Raw genomic sequence first — 18097 nt, 5'->3', positions numbered from 1 at the left:
CGCTAGCCCCGCGCCACCCCCGACTCCCGCCCGGTCGTGGACAAGAAGCTCGCCGCCGCCGGTCGCGGGCCGCGTCGCGGGGAGCCGTTCAGCGCCCGTGCCCTGCGGGCCGTACGCCGCACCGTGTCCTCCTCGGCCGCGCGCGAGGTCGCCGAGACCACCGCGACCGCCGAGATACTGCAGCAGCCGGTCACCACCGGCCGGCAGATCGCGGTGACCTCCATCCGCGGCGGCTCCGGCAAGACCACGGTCGCCGCACTGCTCGGCACGACCTACGCCCACTACCGCCAGGACCCGACCCTCGTCATCGAGGCCGACCCGGCGCTCGGCTCGCTGCCGCTCCGGCTCGGCGCGGAGACCCTGCGCTGGACCACCGGCGACCTCGCCGACGTCGTCCAGCCACAGATGTCGCTCCTGGAAATCACCGGCTACCTGGTCCAACTGCCCGACAACGCCTGGCTGTTGCCCGGCAGTCAGGGACAGGTCGGGGCCATGCTCGACACCAAGGCGTACGAGCGGGTCATGGTGTCGATGCGCCGCTACTTCGGGGTGACCGTCGTCGACTGCGAGACGATGCCCGCCGAGGTCGCCCGCACCGCGCTCTCCGCCGCCCAGGCCCGCATCCTCACCGTGCCCGCCACGCTGGAGGGCGTCGCCAGCACGCACGCCGTCCTGCAGTGGATGCGCGGACTGCCCCGGGACATCACCACCTCGACCGTCGTCGTGCTCACCGAGACCGTCCCGCACACCGGCGTCGACGTCGAGAAGGCCGCCGAGCAGCTGAAGACGACGGGGGCGAGCGTGCGGATCCTCCCCTACGACCGGCATCTGGCGGCCGGCGGCACCATCCGCACCGACCTGCTCGCGCGGGACACCAGGGAGGCCGCCACGCGGCTGGCCGCGGAGGTCTTCCAGCTCTCCCAGAAGAGCCGCTGAACCATCCCCTGTGCGAAGGGAACCAGAAGACCGCTGAGGACGAGGCAAGGACGATGAGCACCCGACTGATCCACCGGCCGGCCCGCACCACCAGGCCCCCGGCCTCACCCGAGTCGCGCACCATAGAGGCGCCGCCCAACCTGCCCGACGGCAAGTCGGGTTCGATCGCGACCTCGCTGCTGCCCGTCGCCGGTGTGATGTCGTCCGTCGTGATGATGACCGTCGTGCGCAACAGCCAGTTCGCCGGGCTGGGCGCGATCATCCTCGTCGTCACGATCGTCGGCTCGATGGTCATGCTCTTCTCCCAGCGCGGCAAGGCCCAGCGCACCCGCCGCACCCAGCGCGAGGCCTACCTCTCGTATCTGGAGGACACGCGGGAGGAGTTGTCCAAGGAGGAGCGGGAGCGGCGCGAGAGCACAGGGGTGCTCAACCCGCCGCCGGACGCGCTGTACGACATCGTGCGCGACCCCGCCCGGCTGTGGGAGCGGCGCCGGATGGACGCCGACTTCCTGCGGGTCCGCGTCGGCACCGGCGAGATGCCGGTGCGTGACCTGAGGGTGGGCCAGCCGAGCTCCTCCGTGCTCACCCCGCCCGACCAGTTCATGCTGAACGAGGCGTCCGCGCTGGTGTCCCGCTTCAGCGTCGGCACCGAACTCCCGCTGACCGTCCCGCTCGACCGGGTCGGCAACATCACCGTGATCGGCAGCCGCGAGGACACCCTCCGGGTCGCCCGCGCGCTCATCGTGCAGGCCGCCGCCACCCACGCGCCCGACGACGTGGCCATGGCGCTGGCCGCCTCCGGCGAGCGGATCGCCGACTGGGAGTGGGCCAAGTGGCTGCCGCACCTGCTCGACAGCGAGCAGTTCGACGGCCCCGTCGCCGCCCGCCGCATCGCCCCCTCGCTGCCCCAGCTGGCCCGCCAGATCGGCCCCGAGCTGCGCCGCCGCGCCTCCTACGCGGCCGAGGTGCGCCGCGGCCTGTCCGGCAAGGACGCCCTCGCCATGACCTCCCGGCTGCTGGTCGTCGCCGACGGCCACGGGGAAGACGCCGTCGACCTGCCCCGTCCCGACGACGCGGTCGGCCTGCGCGACATGAGCGTCACCGTCCTGCACCTGCTGGACCAGCGGATCCAGGAACCCGGCAGCGTGGGCGTGCGCATCACCGTCGACGGCGAGCAGATCGTCATCGAGGACCTGCGCATGCCGGAGCCGATCAGCGCCCACGGCACCGTCGACGAGATCGGCATCCCCTTCGCCGAGGGCCTGGCCCGCATGCTCGCCCCGCTCCGGCTGTCCGCCGAGTCGATGGTCGACGCCCCGCTCACCGGCCCGGTCGACTTCGCCGAACTGCTCGGCATCGACGACGTGGCCGGCCTCGACCTGAACCGGATGTGGGCGCCGCGCGGCGAACGGGCCTTCCTGCGCGTGCCCATCGGCATCAGCGACTCCCACGAGCCCGTCCTGCTCGACCTGAAGGAGTCCTCCGAGCTCGGCATGGGCCCGCACGGCCTGTGCGTCGGCGCCACCGGCTCGGGCAAGTCGGAACTGCTGCGCACCCTCGTCCTCGCCCTGGTCGCCACCCACCCGCCGGAGGACCTCGCCCTGGTCCTCGTCGACTACAAGGGCGGCGCCACCTTCGCCCCCTTCGCGGACCTCCCGCACGTCGCCGGCGTCATCACCAACCTGGAGAACCAGGCCGGCCTCGTGGAGCGCGTCCACGCCTCGCTCGCCGGCGAGGTCAAGCGCCGCCAGCAGGTCCTGAAGAACGCGGGCAACGTCGCCGACATCGGCCACTACGCGGCCCTGCGCGCCGAGAAGCGCCCCGACCTGGAGCCGCTGCCGCACCTGTTCGTGGTGATCGACGAGTTCGGTGAACTCCTCACCGCCAAGCCGGACTTCATCGACCTGTTCCTGTCCATCGGCCGCATCGGCCGCTCCATCGGCGTCCACCTGCTGCTGTCCAGCCAGCGCATCGAGGGCGGCAAGCTCAAGGGCCTGGACACCTACCTGTCGTACCGGCTCGGCCTGCGCACCTTCTCCGCCGACGAGTCCCGTACGGTCCTGGACACCACGGACGCCTTCCACCTGCCCCCGCTGCCCGGCTTCGGCTACCTCAAGGTCGACACCAGCCACTACGAGCGCTTCAAGGCCAGCTACGTCTCCGGGGCCTACAGCGGCCCCGTGCAGCGCGACGAGGAGGACACCGGCCCGCTGGCCCTGGAGTACGAGGCGTACAACACCCTCGGCGACGACGGGAACAGCGCGCCCGAGGAGCCGAAGATGCGGCGCCGGGAGACCGGCCCCACTCAACTGGGCGTCCTCATCGACCAGTTGGAGAACGCCGGTGCCCGCTCGGTACGCCAGATCTGGCTGCCCCCGCTGCCCGCCGCCGTCCCCCTCGACAAGGTCGCGGGCCCCGTCGAGGTCGGCGCCCGCGGCATGCAGCTCGCCAAGCGGCGCGGCCCCCTCCAGGTGCCGCTCGGCATCATCGACGACCCGACCAAGCAGCAGCAGGGCCAGTGGTACCTGGACCTCACGCTCTCGGGCGGCCACGCGGCGGTCATCGGCGGCCCGCAGTCCGGCAAGACCACCCTGCTGCGCTCCCTGGCCCTCTCGCTGGCCCTGACGCACACCCCGCAGGAAGTCGGCATCTACGGCCTCGACCTGGTCGGCGGCGGCCTGCAGGCCCTGTCCGGGCTGCCGCACGTCGGCGGGATCGCCGGACGTGCCGACCGCGAGCGCGCGGCCCGCACCATCGACTCCGTACGCGCCATGCTCGACCAGCGCGAGGAGCTCTTCCGCATCCACAACATCGACTCGCTGGAGCAGCTGCGCACCCGGCGTGCGGCGGGCCAGGTGCCCGAGCTGGCCTCCACCGAGATCGTGCTGCTCATCGACGGCTTCGGCGCCCTGCGCGACGACTTCGAGAACCTCGACGACGCCGTCATCGACATCCTCAAGCGCGGCGGCGGCTACGGCATCCACGTCGTCGCCGGCATGCTCCGCTGGAACGACGTGCGCATCGCCACCCAGTCACAGTTCGGCACCCGCGTCGAGCTGCGCCTGAACGACCCGAGCGAGTCCAGCATCGACCGCAAGCTCGCCCAGACCCTCTCCCCGGAGGAGAAGGGCCGCATCCTCACCGACGGCAAGCTCTTCGCCCAGGTCGCCCTGCCCCGCACCGACGGCCTCGCCGACACCGCCGACCTCGGCGCGGTCCTGGAGCGCACCGCCCGCCAGCTCCGCGCCACCTGGACCGGCGAGGTCGCCCAGCCGGTGCGGGTGCTGCCGCAGATCCTGGAGCCCGAGCTGCTGCCCGGCCCGGCGTCCGAGCCGCGCCGCGTCCCGATCGGCCTGGACCAGACACAACTGGCCCCGGTCCTGCTCGACCTGTTCCAGCACGACCAGCACCTGATGATCATGGGCGACAGCGAGTGCGGCAAGACCAACCTGCTCAAGGTGATCACCCAGGGCCTGATCGAGCGCTACGGCGACGACGAGCTCGTCTTCGGCGTCTTCGACCCGCGCCGCGGCCTGCGCGGCGCCATCCCCGAGGAGTACCGGGGCGGCTACGCCTACAACTCCAAGCTCGCCGCCGGCCTCGCCGCGGGCATCGCCGGGGAGCTGGAGAAGCGGCTGCCCGACGAGAGCGCGGACAGCGAGGACCTGGAGCCGGGCAGCTTCTCCGGCCCCCGGATCGTGATCCTCGTCGACGACTACGACGTCCTCACCACCGCGGGCCAGCAGCCGCTCGCGCCCTTCGTGCCGTACATCCCCTCGGCCGTCGACATCGGCCTGCACTTCATCCTGACCCGCCGCGTCGCGGGCGCCTCCCGCGGCCTGTACGAGCCGATGCTGCAGGGCCTGCGCGAGTCCGGCTCCTCGGCGCTGGTGATGGCGGGCGACCGCAGCGAGGGCCAGCTCTTCCCCGGCGTGTACGCGAGCGCACAGCCGCCCGGCCGCGGCGTGCTGGTCCGCAGGGGCCAGCCGAACCGGCTCATCCAGACCGTCTACACGGGGACCAAGGTGAATCCATGACGAAGGACGTCATCACCCTCACGAAGAAGATGCCCGACCCGCTCAGCGTGATCGCCGGACTCCTCTCCGGCGGCCCCGACCGGCTCGTGGGCACCGAGGGAGAGGGCGCGGTGGTGCAGCTCTGCGACGAGCAGGGCCGCCCGCTGGTCTCCGTCGAGGCGCCCCTGCTGGTGCAGGTCAGGGGCGAGGCCGAGCGGCTGCTGGGGGCCAGTGCTCCCGAGGTGCCGTACTGGTGGACCGAGGCCCGCGCCACCACCGGCGTCAAGGAGGCCGAGCAGCTCGCCGGCACCTTCGCGGCCCGGCTCGCCACGCTGGTCGGCGGCACCGCCTGGCCGCCCGAGGTCGCCTGGTCGCTGGCCGTGGTCAACACGGACGGGATGAGCGCGGCGCCGGTCCCGGCCGCCGCCCAGCCCGCCGTGGACGTCCTCACCGACAAGGTCGCGGTCATCATCCAGGACCGCCCGGTGGTCGCGATGACCGCCTGGCTCTCGGACGCCTTCCGCGCCGCCGCCAACGCCGAACTCGGCCTCCAGATCGTCACCCCGGCCGGCACCCGCCTCTCCCCGGCGGTCCGCGGCAGCCTGCCGGGCTGGCCCTCGCGCTGGGTGGTGCAGGACGAGCGGGACGGCTACTACGACGGCCTGTCCGGAGCCGTCCTGGAGTGGAAGAACGGCCTCTTCGTCACGGTCGAGTCCCCGGAGGCCACCCGCGACGACCCGCGCACCCCGATCGCCGCCACCTACAAGGAGGGCGCGGCCGCGAAGGGCGACACCGGCGAACGCCAGCTGGCGATCTCCTTCCGCACCGTCCACCCGGCCGACGACCGCCTCGTCCTCGGCGGCGCCCTGGAGGCCGTATGGCGGGAGATCACCGGTGAACCGCCGGCCGGCTGGGGCACCGAGGAGCCCGCCAACCTGCCCTGGTCCGTACGCCAGCTGACCGACGTGGCGTACGAGCGCTCGCCCGCGCCGACCTGGGTGGTGGCCGTCGGCACCCCGGAGCGCCCGGGACTGGCGACCGTCCGCATCACCCGCACCAAGGGCGGTGTGGAGGAGGACGTGACCATGGCCTTCGGCTACGGCCCCGGCGAGCAGCTGCCGACGGACGCCGTCCAGGCCGCCGCCGAGGCCCTCGCCACCCGGCACGACCTGCAGTCCATGCTGGTCCAGATCCGCCGGGCCCGCCGGGACCTGTCCGTCCCGCCGCACTTCGAGGGCCCCGGTGTGCCGTACGCGTTCGTCCTGGGCGCCGAGGAGGTCCGCCAGATGCCCGGCGACCGGGCCCGCCGCACGCCCCTCGCCGAGTCCCCGCGCGAACTGGGCCCGAGGACCCGTCCCGCGTTGTACTACCCGCTGCCGGGCGACCCGTCGGACCTGTCGGGCTGGCAGGACTTCGAGCGCCTGATGAGACACCTGAAGGGCAGCTAGTGCCCCAACAGAAACGTTCGCGCCGTCGCGGCGCCCGGCACGCATCTTCGCCGCACCGGCCGAAAGCCCAAGTACGTCCGGTCCATCGACGGGGCCTTCCGGCCGGCACTCCCCCAGAGCACGCACCGGACGCCGCTCCTTGACGGGCAAACGTTGCCTGCCGGGGCACTAGCCAGAGCAGCCCGGGTACGACCGCGCCCCCGCTGCTCGGCAGCGGGGGCGCGGTCGTTGTGGTCCTGGCTCAGCCCGCCGAGACCTTCTCTCTCTCCCTTACGGGGGTCTTCCCGTGCTGCTCGCGGCCGCGGGCGGCCTCGGTGGCATCCCGCTTGAACGCCCACTCCATCTTCGGCTCCATCGCGAACCGGAAGACGCGGCGCACCGGCGCGGTGCACAGCAGGGTGACGGCGACGCCCGCGCAGACGCTCACGAAGATCTGGCCGAGCGGCCGGTGCAGCCAGGGGTGTTCGAACCAGCCCGCGTAGTCGCCGGCCTTGACCAGGAAGCCGTGCAGCAGATAGCCGAACAGCGTGCCCGCGCCGAGCGAGGTGAACCACATCCTCCGGCCCGGCACCCACGAGAAGAAGCAGGCCGTCAGCAGCAGCGAACAGCCGAACAGGGCGAGGACCATGACCGGCCCGGTCCACCACGGCGCGCCCAACTCCTGCGCGGAGTCACGGTGGTAGAACCAGCCGGTGTTCATGCGCGGTACCGACCACCAGGCGACGGCCAGCGCGGCGGCGAACACCGGCACCGACAGGATCCGCACCGAACGCCGGCGCACCAGCCGGAAGTGCTCGGGCTTCATCAGCAGGCCGAGCACGAAGAACGGCGCGAACTGCAGCACCCGCTGAAGGTCCAGGTCGTCACCGATCTCCGGGCTGACCGACGCCAGCATGGCGAGGGCGAGCGCCAGCGGCAGCGGCCACCGCACCAGCTTCCAGATCGGTGTGGTCAGCCGCCAGACGAACAACGCGATCAGGAACCAGGTCAGGTACCAGGGATCCAGCAGGCTGATGGCCTGGTCCGGCGAGCCGCCGACGTAGCGGTTGAAGAGCGTGTACGCGGTCTCGAAGACGACGTACGGCACGACGACGCCGGTGATCAGCCGTTGCAGCCGGTCTGCGCGCATGTCGAAGCTGCGCGAGAAGAAGCCGGAGATGATGATGAACGCCGGCATGTGGAAGGCGTACACCATCGTGTACGCGCCTTCCAGGATCCGGCTGTCGCCCTTGAGCGGCTCCCAGGAGTGGCCGATCGCCACCAGCACGATCGCCAGGTACTTGGCGTTGTCGAAGAACGCGTCGCGCTGTTTGCCGGGGTGGTTGCCCGAGGGGGCGGGCCGGTCGGCCGCGGCCGCTCCGGGGCGGTGCGGCGAGCGTGGGCTGGGCACTCCGTCCCTCGGCGAGTGTGCCGGGGGGAGTGGCGCTCGGTTCTGGCCGTGCGGTCGCAGCGAGTTCGTCACAGACCCTCCCACCAGGAACGGGGGGAGGCGATCGGGGACCTCGCTGCGCTGGCGGGGGACGAGGCGGCGTGGAACATCTGAGGCACCCTAGCCTTGGCTGTGGGTTTTCGTAAAACCCTCGACGTCATTCCTGGTTAATGGCTGCGGATACCCCCGTTTTACGGAAGTCGGCACCCTCGTTCACGTGATGGCCGACACACTGTCCGGGCTTCAACCGCCTGCACCACATGGGTCCTCCTTGTCGCGATTCATCCCGACTAAACAGGGCATAAGACGCCTTTGACGACCCGTCTGGCGCGACTGTCGGCGCACCTGTGACGTCAATTCGAATTAACTGCGAACACGTTGTGTGGACACGGAAACGAACTCGTTGAATTCCCTGTGTGGGTGTCCGGTCGAATTACTGTGCGGGCGGGCCGAGTAGGGCCGCCCGCACACCCGGCCGCGGGCGGCCCCGGGCATGGAACTGGCCAACGATCCGTCACGCGCCGCATATGCGGCCCTCATTGGTGGCACGATGGTTCTGGCGGGGGTGTGCACGGTCGCGTCCCCGGGCCGGGAGAGCGGACCGACCAAGGGTGTGATCAGTTGTGGCCATTTCTCTGTCAGTGGTGCTGCTGTTGGCGATCATCCTGGTGGTGTTGATCCGGGGAGGCTCGCTGAAGGCCGGCCCCGCCGTCGTCGCGGTGCTCTTCGGCTTCTTCCTCGCCTCGACCGGGATGGCCGACGACATCCAGCGGTTCCTGAACTCGATAGCGGAGACCATCAACTCGATCCAGTTCTAGGCGCCCCGCATGGCCCTCCGCCGCAGACGCCACGCCCAGCCCCGGACAGCACGAAGACCTCCGGCCCGATCCTCGAAGGACCGGGCCGGAGGCCTGTTCGGAGCGGGCGACGGGAATCGAACCCGCGTAGCTAGTTTGGAAGACTAGGGCTCTACCATTGAGCTACGCCCGCACAGCGCGCACCGCAGGTCAGGTGACCGCGGCACTGATGGCATCGTAGCGGGTAGTGCCCCTTCGTCGCACACCGCGTTTCGGTCCGCCCGGGCGGCGGACGCGCGCTGGTGAAATGCGGCGGTCCGGCTGTCCGCGGGCATGTAGCCTACGTCTCGCACCAGACGGGGTGTGGCGCAGCTTGGTAGCGCGTCCGCTTTGGGAGCGGAAGGCCGTGGGTTCAAATCCCGCCACCCCGACCATGTACCGGCCGACCCGGTCACTGCACGGTCACCTCGCGTGACCGCCTGACGTGATCGCCTTTGGGGCGTGTCGCCGCTGCCGTTACTATGCAAGCTGCACGCCCGTGTGTCTCTCTCCTCTGGAAGTCCTCCGGGCGGCGAATCCGCCGGAGCCGGTCTGGCTTCGGCAGAAACCAAGAAGTCAGCCCCCAAGGAGACCGAACCGTGAAGAGCGCCGTGGAGACCCTGAACCCGACTCGGGTTCGGCTCAGCATTGAGGTGCCCTTCGAGGAGCTCAAGGACAGCCTCGACGCGGCGTACAAGAAGATCAACCAGCAGGTCACGGTGAAGGGCTTCCGGAAGGGCAAGATCCCGGCGCGCGTCATCGACCAGCGGTTCGGCCGCGGTGCGGTCCTGGAGGAAGCGGTCAACGACGCGCTTCCGAAGTTCTACACCGAGGCGGTCAACGAGGCGGAGATCGACGTCCTCGGCCAGCCCGAGGTCGACATCACCGAGCTGAAGGACGGCGAGACGCTGAACTTCACCGCCGAGGTCGACGTCCGCCCCGCCATCGAGATCCCGGACTTCTCCGGCATCGAGGTCGAGGTCGACGCCGTCGAGGTCACCGAAGAGGACATCGACAAGTCGGTCGAGCAGCTCCGTGAGCGTTTCGCCTCGACGTCCCCCGTCGAGCGGGCCGCCCAGGACGGCGACGTCGTCACGATCGACCTCGAGGCCAAGGTCGACGGCGAGATCCTCGAGGACGGCGTGGCCAGCGGCGTCTCCTACACCATCGGCTCCGGCGAGCTGCTGGAAGGCATCGACGACGCCGTGACGGGCCTGGAGGCCGGTGGCGAGGCCACCTTCACCTCCGAGCTCAAGGGCGGCTCGGCGGCCGGCAAGGAGGCCGAGGTCACCGTCAAGGTCACCCAGGTCGCCGCCCGCGAACTGCCCGAGCTGGACGACGACTTCGCGCAGCTCGCCTCCGAGTTCGACACCCTCGAGGAGCTCAAGGCCGACAGCCGCAAGCGCCTCGAGAACATGAAGCAGTACGACCAGGCCACGCAGGCCCAGGAGCGCGTCCTGGAGAAGCTGCTCGAGCTGGTCGAGGTCCCGGTCCCGGAGAAGCTGCTCGAGGACGAGGTCAACACCCGCAAGCACAACCTCGAGCACCACCAGCTCGGCCAGATGGGCCTGGACCTCGAGAAGTACCTCGAGATCCAGGGCAAGACGGCCGAGGAGTTCGACGCCGAGACCAAGGAAGCCGCGGTCAAGGGCATCAAGACGCAGTTCGTCCTCGACGAGCTCGTCAAGCAGGAGAAGCTCAACGTCAACCAGGAGGAGCTCACCGAGCACCTCATGCGGCGCGCGGCCTCCTCCAACATGTCCCCCGACCAGTTCGCCCAGGCGGTCGTCGAGGGTGGTCAGGTCCCGCTCCTCGTCGGCGAGGTCGCCCGCGGCAAGGCCCTGGCCGTCGTGGTCGAGAAGGCCACGGTCAAGGACACCAACGGCGAGGTCATCGACCTGGACGACGAGGAGGAGGCCGACGAGGCCACCACCGAGACGCCCGAGGCGGCGGCCGAGGCCACCACCGAGGCCGAGGCCACCACCGAGGCCGGCACCGAGAAGACCGAAGGCTGACGCCACAGCGCCGCTGACGCCCGTACGACAGGCCCCGGGGAGCATCTCGCCCCCCGGGGCCTGTCGGCGTACAGCTGGACATCGCAGCCAAGGGGGGCGCGGGGAACTGCGCGGCGAGCCACAGCGGACCCGCACCCGCCCACCGACCAGCGGGCCCACGGCGAGGAACCCGCCCCACCCAGCGGAGCGACATGCGCTGACAGCGAACAGTCTCTTCTCCGGGATTCTCCGGAGGGACCAGCGCGTTAGGGTCCATGAATACGAGGGCAGGGGAGTCCCCGAATCGGCTCCCGCCCCGCAGGGAAACGTGAGACGGCCCGGCGCCGTCGTAAGACGAGCAGGTGGATACGTGACGAATCTGATGCCCTCCGCCGCCGGCGACCCCTCCATCGGTGGTGGCCTCGGTGACCAGGTCTACAACCGGCTGCTCGGCGAGCGGATCATCTTCCTCGGCCAGGCGGTCGACGACGACATCGCCAACAAGATCACCGCACAGCTCCTGCTCCTTGCCGCTGACCCCGACAAGGACATCTACCTCTACATCAACAGCCCCGGCGGCTCGATCACGGCCGGCATGGCGATCTACGACACCATGCAGTACATCAAGAACGACGTGGTGACGATCGCCATGGGCCTCGCCGCCTCCATGGGCCAGTTCCTGCTCAGCGCGGGTACGCCCGGCAAGCGCTTCGCGCTGCCGAACGCCGAAATCCTGATCCACCAGCCGTCCGCCGGCCTCGCCGGTTCGGCGTCGGACATCAAGATCCACGCGGAGCGGCTCCTGCACACCAAGAAGCGCATGGCCGAGCTGACGTCCTTCCACACCGGCCAGACCATCGAGCAGATCACCCGCGACTCCGACCGGGACCGCTGGTTCGATGCCGACGAGGCCAGGGACTACGGCCTCATCGACGAGGTCATCACCACGGCCGCCAACATGCCGGGCGGCGGCGGCACCGGGGCCTGAGGCCCCCCTGCAAGCCCCCAGCCGACCGCCACAGCCCCTAGGAGAGAGACAGTGAACGACTTCCCCGGCAGCGGCCTGTACGAGCGCACACGCGCCGAGAGCACGGTGCCCGTGGCCGAGTCCCGGTACGTGATCCCGCGCTTCGTGGAGCGCACCTCGCAGGGCGTCCGCGAGTACGACCCGTACGCGAAGCTCTTCGAAGAGCGCGTGATCTTCCTCGGCGTCCAGATCGACGACGCCTCCGCCAACGACGTCATGGCGCAGCTGCTGTGCCTGGAGTCGATGGACCCCGACCGGGACATCTCGGTCTACATCAACAGCCCCGGCGGATCCTTCACGGCGCTCACTGCGATCTACGACACCATGCAGTTCGTGAAGCCCGACGTCCAGACGGTCTGCATGGGCCAGGCCGCCTCGGCCGCCGCCATCCTGCTGGCCGCCGGTACGCCGGGCAAGCGCATGGCGCTCCCGAACGCCCGCGTGCTGATCCACCAGCCCTACAGCGAGACCGGCCGCGGCCAGGTCTCCGACCTGGAAATCGCCGCGAACGAGATCCTGCGGATGCGTGCCCAGCTGGAAGACCTGCTGGCCAAGCACTCCACCACGCCGATCGAGAAGATCCGCGAGGACATCGAGCGCGACAAGATCCTCACGGCCGATGACGCCCTGGCGTACGGCCTGATCGACCAGATCATCTCCACCCGGAAGATGAACAACGCGAGCGTGCGCTGACGGCGGACGCTGTATCGTCTGCCGCTCCTTGGCACGGTTCAGGACTGTGCACGACAAAGTGCACGTCAAAGTGAACCGTGCCAAGGGGGGCCCGAACGAGGGGCCCGGCAAGGTACCGTCGGACATAAGGCAGCACCAGGAGCCGCTGGACCTAGGCGTCTCCCAGGCGAAGGGGAAGCACACCGTGGCACGCATCGGTGACGGCGGCGATCTGCTCAAGTGCTCGTTCTGCGGCAAGAGCCAGAAGCAGGTCAAGAAGCTCATCGCAGGGCCCGGTGTCTACATCTGCGACGAGTGCATCGATCTCTGCAACGAGATCATCGAGGAAGAGCTGGCCGAGACCAGCGAGGTCCGCTGGGAGGAACTTCCCAAGCCCCGCGAGATCTACGAGTTCCTCGAGGGGTACGTCGTCGGTCAGGAACCGGCCAAGAAGGCCCTCTCGGTCGCGGTGTACAACCACTACAAGCGGGTCCAGGCCGGTGAGAACGGCGGCGCCCAAGGCCGCGACGATGCCATCGAGTTGGCGAAGTCCAACATCCTCCTGCTGGGTCCCACGGGCTCCGGCAAGACCCTCCTCGCCCAGACCCTGGCCCGGATGCTGAACGTCCCCTTCGCGATCGCCGACGCAACGGCCCTCACGGAGGCGGGTTACGTCGGCGAGGACGTCGAGAACATCCTGCTCAAGCTGATCCAGGCGGCCGACTACGACGTCAAGAAGGCCGAGACCGGGATCATCTACATCGACGAGATCGACAAGGTCGCCCGTAAGAGCGAAAACCCGTCGATCACCCGCGATGTGAGCGGCGAGGGCGTGCAGCAGGCCCTGCTCAAGATCTTGGAGGGCACCACCGCCTCGGTCCCGCCCCAGGGCGGCCGCAAGCACCCCCACCAGGAGTTCATCCAGATCGACACGACGAACGTCCTGTTCATCGTGGGCGGCGCCTTCGCGGGCCTGGAGAAGCTCATCGAGTCCCGGGCCGGCGCCAAGGGCATCGGTTTCGGTGCGACGATCCGCTCCAAGCGCGAGCTGGAGGCCAAGGACCAGTTCGAGTCCGTCATGCCCGAGGACCTGGTCAAGTTCGGCATGATCCCCGAGTTCATCGGCCGGCTCCCGGTCATCACCTCGGTCCACAACCTCGACCGCGAGGCCCTGCTCCAGATCCTGGTCGAGCCGCGCAACGCGCTCGTCAAGCAGTACGAGCGCCTCTTCGAACTCGACGGTGTGGAGCTGGACTTCGAGCGCGAGGCCCTGGAGGCCATCGCCGACCAGGCCATCCTCCGCCAGACCGGCGCCCGCGGCCTGCGCGCCATCATGGAGGAAGTCCTCCAGGGTGTGATGTACGAGATCCCGTCCCGCAAGGACGTGGCCCGGGTCGTCATCACGGCGGACGTCGTTCACTCGAACGTGAACCCGACACTGATCCCGCGGGATGCGCGCGGTCGGGGTCCGGGCGAGCAGAAGACGGCGTAGCGGCACAGATGTAGGTGCAGCGAAGGGGCCCCGGTCAACAGACCGGGGCCCCTTCGCTGTTGCGTCGTCCGGCGTCAGGCCTTGACGCGGATCTCCGCGCGGATCTTCGTCGTCAGGTCGATCGCGACGTCCTTGGTGGTGCTCTTCGTGTTGTCGCCAGGGGAGACCATGGCGACCGTGCTGTAGTCCGACCAGACGCAGAACCAGTCGGTCGACTCCTTCTTGGTAAGGCTGTTGGTGCTCTTCGCGGACTGGCACTTCATGAGCGCCCCGTCGAGGTCGGCCTCCTCGGGCTTGCCAATCAGCTCGGCGCCGCTGGAGGAGTTGGAGGCGTTGTTCGTGAACTCCTTGGTGATGGCCGCGAAGTACTTGTCCAGTGCGGCCTCGGGGTCCGCGATCTTGCCGTAACCGCCCACGACGGTGACGCCCTTGGCGACCAGCAGTTCGGACTGGGGCGGCAACGTGGTCGGGTCGCTCTGGTCGTAGCCGCTGAAGTCGGCCGTCGAGTACTGCGAGACGACGGCCTTGCCGTCCTTCATGCCGCTTGCCTCGAGGTACTTGGTGGTGCTCGCGTCGTTGACCTCGCCGCCCTTGCCCACCTGCTTGTACTCGCCGGCCACGGTCGCCGGAGCGGTCAGCTTGTGCGCCCCGTCGTCCTCCAGGCCGCCCCCGCCCGCGCCGACGACGAAGTACACCCCCACGCCTATGGCGGCCACGACGGCCACGGCGGCGATGATGATGCCGGTCTTCTTCTTGCCGCCACCGGCAGCCGGTGGCTGCGGCACCCCGTACGGGGCCTGCCCGTAGGGCGGCTGCTGACCGTACGGCGGCTGCGGCTGCTGGCCGTAGGGAGCCTGCTGTCCGTACGGCGGCTGCTGCGGCGGAACCCCCTGCGGGGGCTGCTGCGGTTGGCCGTAGCCCGGCTGGGCGGGCGGGGCCTGCTGGGGGTAGCCGTAGCCGGGCTGGGCGGGCGGAGCCTGCGGCGGCTGGCCGTAGGGGCCCGGCTGGCCGTAGGGACCCTGCTGACCGTACGGTCCAGGCTGCTGGGGCTGCCCGCCGTACGGGCCCGGCTGGTTGTGGCTCATTTCTGGGTTCCCCTCCAGACGCTTATGTGTCCCTGACATCCTGGCGTAGCCACAGCGCACACAGGGCATCGGGGGCCTACCGTTACAGAGGAATCCCGTTTCGGGACTGCCCCGTGACACCCCTAAACTGAGCCCGTGACCGAGAACGCTCAGCAGCAGCCACCAGAGCCCGCCATCGAACTGCCGACCCAGTACGCGCCGGCCGATGTAGAGGGGCCGCTGTACGAGCGCTGGGTGGAGCGGGGTTACTTCGAGGCGGACGCGAAGAGTGACAAGCCTCCGTACACGATCGTCATCCCGCCGCCGAACGTCACGGGCAGCCTGCACCTCGGGCACGCCTTCGAGCACACCCTCATCGACACCCTGACCCGCCGCAAGCGGATGCAGGGCTACGAGACGCTGTGGCAGCCGGGCATGGACCACGCCGGTATCGCCACGCAGAACGTCGTCGAGCGGGAGCTGGGCAAGGAGGGCAAGTCCCGGCACGACCTGGGCCGTGAGGCGTTCGTCGAGCGCGTCTGGCAGTGGAAGGCCGAGTCCGGCGGGCAGATCAGCGGACAGATGCGTCGCCTCGGAGACGGCGTCGCCTGGTCGCGTGAGCGGTTCACCATGGACGAGGGACTGTCCCAGGCCGTCCAGACCATCTTCAAGCGGCTCTTCGACGAAGAGCTGATCTACCGCGCCGAGCGCATCATCAACTGGTGCCCGCGCTGTCTGACCGCCATCTCGGACATCGAGGTGGAGTACCAGGACGACGACGGCGAACTCGTCTCCATGAAGTACGGCGACGGGGACGAGACGATCGTCGTCGCCACCACGCGCGCCGAGACCATGCTCGGTGACACGGCGGTCGCCGTCCACCCCGACGACGAGCGGTACAAGCACCTGGTCGGCAAGCTCATCAAACTGCCGCTGACGGAGCGTTCCATCCCGGTCGTCGCCGACGAGCACGTCGACCCGGAGTTCGGTACGGGTGCCGTCAAGGTCACCCCGGCCCACGACCCGAACGACTTCGAGATCGGCCAGCGGCACGACCTGCCGGCCATCGCGATCATGGACGAGCACGCCGTCATCACCGCGCACGGCCCCTTCCAGGGCCTGGACCGGCTGGAGGCCCGCTCGGCCATCGTCGCCGCGCTGCGCGCCGAGGGCCGGATCGTCGCCGAGAAGCGGCCCTACGTCCACTCGGTCGGTCACTGCTCGCGCTGCAAGACCACCATCGAGCCGCGCCTGTCCATGCAGTGGTGGGTCAAGGTCGGCCCGCTCGCGAAGGCGGCCGGTGACGCCGTCCGGGACGGACGAGTCAAGATCCATCCGCAGGAGATGGAGAAGCGGTACTTCGACTGGGTCGACAACCTCCACGACTGGTGCATCTCGCGGCAGTTGTGGTGGGGCCACCGGATTCCGGTCTGGTACGGGCCGAACGGCGAGGTCGTGTGTGTCGGGCCCGACGACGAGGCTCCGAGCGGCGAGGGCTGGCACCAGGACACCGACGTCCTCGACACCTGGTTCTCCTCCGGCCTGTGGCCGTTCTCGACTCTCGGCTGGCCCGAACAGACCGAATCGCTCGCGAAGTTCTACCCGAACTCCGTCCTGGTCACCGGCTACGACATCCTCTTCTTCTGGGTCGCCCGGATGATGATGTTCGGCCTCTACGCGATGGACGGCACCCCGCCGTTCCACACCATCGCCCTGCACGGCATGGTCCGTGACCAGAACGGCAAGAAGATGTCGAAGTCCTTCGGGAACGTCGTCAACCCGCTGGACTGGATGGACAAGTACGGCAGCGACGCCCTGCGGTTCACGCTGGCCCGTGGCGCGAACCCGGGTGTCGACGTCCCCATCGGCGAGGACTGGGTCCAGGGCTCGCGCAACTTCGCCAACAAGATCTGGAACGCGACGCGCTTCGCCCTGATGAACGGCGCGACGGTGGACGGTCCACTGCCGGAGCCTTCGGCGATGTCGGCGACCGATCGGTGGATCCTGTCCCGGCTCAACTCCGTTGTCGCCGAGGTCGACGCGTTCTACGAGGACTACCAGTTCGCGAAGCTCTCCGACGCGCTGTTCCACTTCGCGTGGGACGAGGTGTTCGACTGGTACGTCGAGCTGTCGAAGACCACGTTCCAGGCGGGCGGCGAGGCGGCCGAGGTCTCCAAGCGCGTCCTCGGTGAGGTCCTGGACGTCACGCTGCGACTGCTGCACCCGGTCGTCCCCTTCGTCACGGAGACGCTGTGGACGACGCTGACCGGCGGCGAGACCCTCGTCGTCGCCGAGTGGCCCGCGGACAGCGGTTTCCGTGACACGGGCGCGGAGAAGGAGATCGAGACGCTCCAGCAGGTCATCACCGAGGTCCGCCGCTTCCGCGCCGACCAGGGCCTGCAGCCCGGTCAGCGCGTCCCGGCCCGCCTGTCCCTCGACGGCACGGCGCTCGCCCCGCACGAGGCGGCCATCCGCCAGTTGCTGCGGCTCCAGCCGGAGGGTGACCCCTTCACCGCCACGGCGACCCTGCCGGTCGGCGGCGCCGAGGTGGCGCTCGACCTGTCCGGCACGATCGACGTGGCGGCCGAGCGGAAGCGGCTGGCCAAGGACCTCGCCGCCGCGGAGAAGGAGAAGGCGCAGGCGAACGCGAAGCTCGGCAACGAGGCGTTCCTGGCGAAGGCTCCGGACCACGTGGTGGAGAAGATCCGGACGCGGCTGGCGAAGGCGGACGAGGACATCGCGCGGATCGCCGCGCAGCTGGACCGGTTGCCGCAGGCGTAGGCGCCCGCGGTACGCGTCGGTGAAGGCCCCCGGAACTGTCAGTTTCCGGGGGCTTTCGGTTGCCGTGGGGTGGGGTCGCGCTGCCCGGTGTTGACGGGGTGCCGCTCTCTGTGGGTCGGGAGCCGCCCCAGCGGCACGGCTTGCCCGCAGCTGCGGGTGCGATGGCGGCGGGTCGCGCTGCCCGGTGTTGACGGGGTGCCGCTCTCTGTGGGTCGGGAGCCGCCCCAGCGGCACGGCTTGCCCGCAGCTGCGTCACGGCCGCTCGCGGAACCCCTCTTGGCCGACCGAGTCGGGTGGTGGGTGGGCGTAGGCCGGGGGGTGGGGGCGGAGCCACCAGGGGGCGGAGCCCGCACGACCCGCAGCCACCCACGCCCCGCGCCCGCGCCCTGCCTCCGTAGACTG

General features: G+C 69.9%; 11 protein-coding genes and 2 tRNA genes. 10 read left to right on the top strand and 3 right to left on the bottom strand.

What is annotated here, in order from left to right; translation table 11 throughout:
* Positions 1-36: 36 nt before the first annotated feature.
* Genes KUM49_RS29310 through KUM49_RS29300 form a run of 3 tightly spaced genes read left to right on the top strand, consistent with a single transcriptional unit; the run spans position 37 to position 6400 of the window.
* Positions 37-936 carry a MinD/ParA family protein gene (locus KUM49_RS29310; RefSeq protein ID WP_217239972.1) on the top strand — a complete coding sequence of 300 codons (900 nt, stop codon included), beginning with the start codon at positions 37-39 and terminating at the stop codon, positions 934-936.
* 53 nt (positions 937-989) lie between these two features.
* Entirely contained in the window at positions 990-4973 is a 3984-nt protein-coding gene (gene eccCa / locus KUM49_RS29305) for a type VII secretion protein EccCa (RefSeq protein ID WP_217239971.1), read from the top strand.
* Complete coding sequence (locus KUM49_RS29300; RefSeq protein WP_217239970.1) at positions 4970-6400, top strand: DUF6177 family protein; 1431 nt, start codon at positions 4970-4972, stop codon at positions 6398-6400. Before eccCa ends, KUM49_RS29300 begins: the two co-directional genes overlap by 4 nt.
* A 241-nt stretch (positions 6401-6641) precedes the next feature.
* Here the strand turns inward: KUM49_RS29300 and KUM49_RS29295 are convergent, their stop codons facing one another.
* Positions 6642-7862 carry an acyltransferase family protein gene (locus KUM49_RS29295; protein ID WP_217239969.1) on the bottom strand — a complete coding sequence of 407 codons (1221 nt, stop codon included), beginning with the start codon at positions 7860-7862 and terminating at the stop codon, positions 6642-6644.
* Positions 7863-8452: 590 nt separating this feature from the next.
* On the opposite strand from KUM49_RS29295, the gene KUM49_RS29290 reads away from it, so the two are divergent.
* Complete coding sequence (locus tag KUM49_RS29290) at positions 8453-8647, top strand: hypothetical protein (RefSeq protein WP_030044846.1); 195 nt, start codon at positions 8453-8455, stop codon at positions 8645-8647.
* A gap of 101 nt (positions 8648-8748) precedes the next feature.
* On the opposite strand, the gene KUM49_RS29285 is transcribed toward KUM49_RS29290, so the two are convergent.
* Positions 8749-8819: transfer RNA gene (locus tag KUM49_RS29285), tRNA-Gly, on the bottom strand.
* Between the two features lie 164 nt (positions 8820-8983).
* Between KUM49_RS29285 and KUM49_RS29280 the strand changes: the two genes are divergently transcribed.
* From KUM49_RS29280 to clpX, 5 genes are all read left to right on the top strand, one after another.
* A tRNA-Pro gene (locus KUM49_RS29280) sits at positions 8984-9060 on the top strand.
* 204 nt (positions 9061-9264) lie between these two features.
* Positions 9265-10680 carry a trigger factor gene (gene tig, locus KUM49_RS29275; RefSeq protein WP_217239968.1) on the top strand — a complete coding sequence of 472 codons (1416 nt, stop codon included), beginning with the start codon at positions 9265-9267 and terminating at the stop codon, positions 10678-10680.
* A 361-nt stretch (positions 10681-11041) separates the two neighbouring features.
* Positions 11042-11647: an ATP-dependent Clp protease proteolytic subunit gene (locus KUM49_RS29270; RefSeq protein WP_217239979.1), complete on the top strand. Its 606-nt coding sequence runs from the start codon at positions 11042-11044 to the stop codon at positions 11645-11647.
* A gap of 51 nt (positions 11648-11698) precedes the next feature.
* The gene (locus KUM49_RS29265) at positions 11699-12379 is read left to right on the top strand and encodes an ATP-dependent Clp protease proteolytic subunit (RefSeq protein WP_308406783.1); all 681 of its coding nucleotides are present in this window, start codon (positions 11699-11701) and stop codon (positions 12377-12379) included.
* Between the two features lie 184 nt (positions 12380-12563).
* Complete coding sequence (gene clpX, locus KUM49_RS29260; RefSeq protein WP_217239967.1) at positions 12564-13850, top strand: ATP-dependent Clp protease ATP-binding subunit ClpX; 1287 nt, start codon at positions 12564-12566, stop codon at positions 13848-13850.
* A 74-nt stretch (positions 13851-13924) separates the two neighbouring features.
* Here the strand turns inward: clpX and KUM49_RS29255 are convergent, their stop codons facing one another.
* A complete protein-coding gene (locus tag KUM49_RS29255; protein ID WP_217239966.1) occupies positions 13925-14935 on the bottom strand; it encodes a hypothetical protein in 1011 nt (336 codons plus the stop codon).
* A 135-nt stretch (positions 14936-15070) separates the two neighbouring features.
* On the opposite strand from KUM49_RS29255, the gene KUM49_RS29250 reads away from it, so the two are divergent.
* Positions 15071-17695 carry a valine--tRNA ligase gene (locus KUM49_RS29250; protein ID WP_217239965.1) on the top strand — a complete coding sequence of 875 codons (2625 nt, stop codon included), beginning with the start codon at positions 15071-15073 and terminating at the stop codon, positions 17693-17695.
* The last annotated feature ends 402 nt before the right edge of the window (positions 17696-18097 follow it).

This window comes from Streptomyces sp. AC555_RSS877 (assembly GCF_019049245.1).
Taxonomy (GTDB): Bacteria; Actinomycetota; Actinomycetes; order Streptomycetales; family Streptomycetaceae; genus Streptomyces.
Note: the sequence above shows the minus strand (reverse complement) of the source record. Positions and strands in the feature narration are given on the sequence as shown.

Bases quoted from the DNA above. Each gene is read 5' to 3' on its own strand.
- eccCa (WP_217239971.1), top strand. From the start codon at position 990: ATGAGCACCCGACTGATCCACCGGCCGGCCCGCACCACCAGGCCCCCG.
- KUM49_RS29300 (WP_217239970.1), top strand. From the start codon at position 4,970: ATGACGAAGGACGTCATCACCCTCACGAAGAAGATGCCCGACCCGCTC.
- KUM49_RS29270 (WP_217239979.1), top strand. From the start codon at position 11,042: ATGCCCTCCGCCGCCGGCGACCCCTCCATCGGTGGTGGCCTCGGTGAC.
- KUM49_RS29255 (WP_217239966.1), bottom strand. From the start codon at position 14,935: ATGAGCCACAACCAGCCGGGCCCGTACGGCGGGCAGCCCCAGCAGCCT.